At 39.7% G+C, this 5,323-nt stretch carries 5 protein-coding genes and 1 other RNA gene; all 6 read left to right on the forward strand.

Annotated elements, in window-relative coordinates; genetic code table 11:
* Positions 1 to 204 precede the first annotated feature (204 nt).
* The 6 genes from corA (at position 205) to VB797_RS18300 (ending at position 5,283) form a co-directional block, all read left to right on the forward strand.
* The gene (corA, locus tag VB797_RS18275) at positions 205 to 1,347 is read left to right on the forward strand and encodes a magnesium/cobalt transporter CorA (RefSeq protein WP_323239149.1); all 1,143 of its coding nucleotides are present in this window, start codon (positions 205 to 207) and stop codon (positions 1,345 to 1,347) included.
* Positions 1,348 to 1,365: 18 nt separating this feature from the next.
* On the forward strand, positions 1,366 to 2,088 hold the full coding sequence (locus VB797_RS18280; RefSeq protein WP_323239150.1) for a hypothetical protein: 723 nt from the start codon (positions 1,366 to 1,368) through the stop codon (positions 2,086 to 2,088).
* A gap of 32 nt (positions 2,089 to 2,120) precedes the next feature.
* An RNA gene (gene rnpB / locus VB797_RS18285) (RNase P RNA component class A) lies at positions 2,121 to 2,610 on the forward strand.
* A 169-nt stretch (positions 2,611 to 2,779) separates the two neighbouring features.
* The gene (gene rnc, locus VB797_RS18290; protein WP_323239151.1) at positions 2,780 to 3,499 is read left to right on the forward strand and encodes a ribonuclease III; all 720 of its coding nucleotides are present in this window, start codon (positions 2,780 to 2,782) and stop codon (positions 3,497 to 3,499) included.
* A gap of 62 nt (positions 3,500 to 3,561) precedes the next feature.
* On the forward strand, positions 3,562 to 4,602 hold the full coding sequence (locus VB797_RS18295) for a Gfo/Idh/MocA family oxidoreductase (RefSeq protein ID WP_323239152.1): 1,041 nt from the start codon (positions 3,562 to 3,564) through the stop codon (positions 4,600 to 4,602).
* 69 nt (positions 4,603 to 4,671) lie between these two features.
* Positions 4,672 to 5,283, forward strand: coding sequence for a hypothetical protein (locus tag VB797_RS18300; protein ID WP_323239153.1), 612 nt, complete (start codon positions 4,672 to 4,674; stop codon positions 5,281 to 5,283).
* The last annotated feature ends 40 nt before the right edge of the window (positions 5,284 to 5,323 follow it).

Raw genomic sequence — 5,323 nt, forward strand, 5'->3', positions numbered from 1 at the left:
AACTCCCTAATATATTCTTCCAGGATGGGCTTTTGCCTGTCCTTTTTTGATTTTAAGCAGACTTAAATAAGTTAATATTGGTCGATGAGACATCTTACTAGGCATCATATTAATGTCTTGTGGGGGACGTATTCCTGGTTGTAAAAAGCTAAGAAATTTCAGAAAAGCTTGTCCTAAACACTTATTAAGATCGAGCCAAAGTGCATGATTAAAAAATTATTTCATCCTACTCCCCCAGTAAATGAACCCTACGAAGAAGATTTCTATCACCATCCGGGAACGCTACCGGGAACTCTTAATATTGATATCGACGCACCACAAACTAAGATTTCCCTAATTGATTACAATCAAAATAAAGTTATTTCTAAGAGAATTACTGTACCAGAAGATTGTGCTGCATACTTAGAAACTGAATCAGTTTCTTGGGTTGATGTTGCGGGTTTAGGTAACACAAGTATTTTGCAACGAATTGGCAAAGTTTTTGAACTGCATCCCTTGGTTTTGGAAGACGTGGTGAATGTTCCAGAACGTCCGAAAATAGAAAATTATGAAGACCAATTAGTAATAATTTCTCGGATGGTGATGCCGACAGCAAATAGTGATGGCTTTCACAGCGAACAGGTAAGCTTTGTTTTGGGAAAGAATTATCTGTTGACAGTCCAGGAAGAACCTAACTTTGATTGCTTTGACCCAGTACGCTTGAGAATTCGCAACAATAAAGGTATTATCCGCAAGCAGGGAGCCGATTATTTAACTTATACTCTTTTAGATGCAATCATTGATGGCTTTTTCCCCGTACTCGAAGATTATGGGGAACGCATTGAAGATTTAGAAGACGAAGTAATCGTAAATCCAACCCGAAAAACACTGCAAAAAATTTATCGAATTAGACGAGAATTGTTACAATTACGTCGTGCTATATGGCCCCAGCGTAGTGCCATCAATGCTTTAATTCGGGACAGTAACGAACTGATTGGTGAGGAGGTAAGAATTTATCTAAGAGATTGTTACGATCATGCGGTACAAGTTATGGATATGGTCGAAACTTACCGAGAACTTGCATCGGGGTTGATGGACGTATATCTTTCAGCAGTCAGCAATAAAATGAACGAAATAATGAAATTACTCACAGTATTTTCGTGGATTTTCTTACCATTAACTTTTATTGCTGGATTATACGGGATGAACTTTGAATATATGCCCGGTTTAAAAACACGCTGGGGTTTTTGGTTTTGCGTGGCTGTAATGCTCGCGATCGCTGGTGGTTTGTTATTGTTTTTCCGGTGGAGTGGTTGGCTCGAAAGCCCTGCCACTCTTAAAGATGTTCGAGGTGAGCGAAAATTTTAGGGGGTTACATTTAAATAAATGCAAGACACGACGAGTAATAATCCTAATCTACTTGTGCTAACGCTTTATATCATCGGCGTTAGTTATGTTTTCAACTTAATGGTTGAATCAATCGCAGATCAAATAAAATTTGCATTTGATAGCGCAACTGTTAATCAACAATTAAAAGAACAAGAACTCGATGATAAAGTGACTATCGCCTTCAAACTATCGCCTTCTTACGATATTGATGGTCTAAAGGACTTCTTACTTATCCTTAGCAATAAATCAGATAATGTTGCTGTATATGTTGACTGGGACAACTGTTCTTTTGTTGTAAAACACAAAAATGTATCGCGTCGAGTAATTCGCAAATCACCTAACTTATCTCGCGATTTAGCTGTACCGCAAACCCCTAGTCTGGTTGCTCCGACTCAAAACCTCGTGCAAAGTATTACTGCTGAAGACGTATTTGCGCGAGACCAAGAAACCGGAACATATGAAGCAAAAAAAGCTTTAGTTGATATAGCTGGACTCAAAAGTAGTCCTTTGAGAGCGCAAAGAAAGTTATACAAAAATTTTATCAGCAGAAGACAACAATTAGAATGTTCTCTTCAGTTGGCACTGAGATTTTCAGAACTTCCCGTAGGTTTAGTCCCCGGTCAAAATATTCCTCCCATGTCTATTATTACTTGTCCTTTTACAATTAGAAAACTACCTTGGACTTATGCTTTCCCTTGGAATAAAAAGAGAAAATCTTAACATCATACAAGTCTAAACTAGAATATTAAGAGAGAGTAGGCGAGGCGGTTGCAAATTAGTTTTTTGAAGCTAATTTGAGGAAAGTCCGGGCTTCCCAAAGACCAAACTTGCTGGGTAACGCCCAGTGCGTGCGAGCGTGAGGATAGTGCCACAGAAAAATACCGCCAATCGATTTTAGATTTTAAGGACACTGCGTTGCCGAGGTTCCCTCGGTTGTAGCAAGTGTCCGGAATTTTGGCTTTTGGATTCAATCTAAAATCCAAAATCGCAAATCCGGAATTGTTTGGTAAGGGTGCAAAGGTGAGGTAAGAGCTCACCAGCAGTATCGAGAGGTACTGGCTCGGTAAACCCCGGTTGGAAGCAAGGTGAGAGGAACTAAGGTTGGTCTTTTACCAGTTCCGTTTTTGAGAGCCGCTTGAGGCGTTTGGTAACAAGCGTCCCAGATAGATAACTGCCCTAGAAATGTAGAAAGTATCTTTTTACATGACTAGAACAGAACCCGGCTTATGTCCGACTCTCTCCCCCTTTTTTTTGAAGACAAGGGGATGGGAGGACAAGGGGATGGAGGGACAAGGGGATGGGGAGATGGGGAGATGGGGAGATAATTACCCATTACCCATTACCAATTACCAATTACCAATTACCCATCCCCCATGCCCAATTGATCATTGACAATTGATAATTGTAAATAATGTATGTGATTTATCCGCGTCGTCAACGACAACTTGAAAGTTTGCTCAAAAAGCTGGGTCTATCAGCAAAGGAACCTTTGAAATGGGAATTGCTGGACTTAGCGCTGACTCATCCGTCTATTTCTGAGTCGGCAAATTACGAACAACTTGAGTTTGTTGGAGATGCAGTGGTACGTCTGGTGGCTGCTCTGGTTCTGTGGGAAGATTTTCACGATCGCAAGGTCGGTGATTTTGCCGCAATTCGTTCTGTATTAGTTAGCGATCGCGTTCTTGCTCAATTAGCTAGTCATTACGGTTTGGAATTACATTTATTGGTTGCTAGTAGTGCTTATGGAGATAAAGCAGGACAAGAATCTAGACTTGCTGATGCTTTTGAAGCGGTTTTAGGTGCGCTTTATCTAAGTACCAATAATTTAGATCTGATTCGTCCTTGGTTAGATCCTCATTTCAAAAAACTTGCCACAGAAATCAGCTTAGACCCAGCGAGACAAAACTATAAAGCTGCTTTACAAGAATGGACTCAAGGACAATATAAAACTTTACCCGAATATCGCGTTACTCAACTCGCTTCACCTCAACACAATCAGGAACGCTTCATTGCTGAGGTTTGGCTGCACGATCAAAAATTAGGTGAAGGTAAAGGACGTTCGATTAAAGCTGCCGAGCAATCTGCTGCGAAAGTAGCTTTTTTTGCAATCGATCAAAGTAAAAATACTTGATTATCTACTGGACTCAAAGCATACAAGATAAAATTGGCTTGGTCAGTCATCTTGTATAACTAATGATTAATTCAATAAAAATTGCCGTAGTTGGAGTTGGACGTTGGGGAGTTCATTTACTCCGAAATTTTGCAGCACATCCTGCTGTTAAAGTTGTTGCGGTAGTAGACCCAAATCCAGAATGCTTAACGAAGGTGCAACGGCAACATAACTTAGATAAAGATGTTTTATTTACTACCGATTGGCAAGAATTACAGCAATTACCTGAATTAAATGCAGTAGTAATTGCTACTCCTGCCGTAACTCATTATTCCTTAATTGTGGACGCTTTAAATTGGGGTGTTCATGTTTTAGCAGAAAAACCTTTGACTCTCGATCCTGTAGAATGCCGTCAGCTATGCGATTTAGCAGAAAAACAGCAGTTGATTCTCATGGTAGATCACACCTATTTATTTCATCCAGCAGTAGAAAAAGGGCAAGCATTATTGCAAGCGGGTGCTGTGGGAGATTTACGCTACGGTTACGCAACACGCACCCATTTGGGTCCAGTGCGTCAAGATGTTGATTCGCTATGGGATTTAGCCATTCATGATATTGCAATTTTCAATAGTTGGTTGGGAGAATTGCCTATTCTCGCTCAAGCAACAGGTAAAGTTTGGTTACAACAAGAATCGGTTTCCTCCCTCTCCGATCTAGTCTGGGTAACATTAACATACCCATGTAGTTTCCAAGCATTGATTCATCTGTGCTGGCTCAATCCAGATAAACAGCGACGTTTGGGAGTTGTAGGTAGTCGCGGTAGCTTGATTTTTGACGAAATGTTAACTGATGCACCTTTGACACTGATGCAAGGGGAATTTGAGCGTCAACAAAATAGCTTTATCCCCGTCAATCAACAGCGAAAAGTAGTAGAAATTGAAAAAGGGGAACCGTTACAGCGAGTTTGCAACACCTTTATTGAATGTATCGTTAAAAATACTCCTTCAACGCTATCATCAGGTCGTGTCGGTACCGAGTTAGTACAGATTCTTAGCGCTCTTACCGAATCTCTGGAAGCAGGGGGGAAACTCATATCTTGTACCTACACCCAATCATCAAATTAAAACCTAACTTGTTTCTGTAAAAATAATCTTAAGTAATATATAAATGAGCAATTACGATTAAATCTAATTATGAATCGTCCCCGGATTCTTCAACCCAACCAAACCTACACCTTTAGTAAATATTTTGAGTTATCTTTCTCCCTAGAAGACATTCTGACCGAACTTGGATGTAGTTACAATCGGGAAAGGTTGCAATTACCAACTGTTGATATTTCCGAAAACGCGATCGCACCCCTAACTTCTATAATTAATCGCAATCTCAAGCGGGTGAAATTAGTTAGTGAGGATGCTCGCAAACAAGCAATTATTGCTCCCATTCTCCTAGAAATATGTGAAATTACCCAAACTCAATTAAATATTGAATACCCAATTAATATTAACGAACGATTGCAAGGTCGTTTAGATTATTACATTGGTCAAGGTAAGGAACTATTAGTCATAGAAGCAAAACAAGCTGATTTAAATCGGGGATTCACTCAGCTTGCGGTTGAATTAATTGCTTTAGACCAATGGACGCAATCGGAAATACCAATTTTATACGGAGTAGTAACTACGGGAGAAGATTGGCGATTTGGTAGTTATAATCGTCAAAGTCAAGAAATTACTGAAGATTTGAAGCTATATCGAGTACCTGAAGAAATGACTATATTAGTAAATATTTTGGTAGGAATATTAAGTTAAATTCTTCACCGAGTAAAATTTTAAGGTCTGAGCAAGACGG

The sequence above is a fragment of the Rivularia sp. UHCC 0363 genome (genome assembly GCF_034931125.1).
GTDB lineage: Bacteria > Cyanobacteriota > Cyanobacteriia > Cyanobacteriales > Nostocaceae > Rivularia.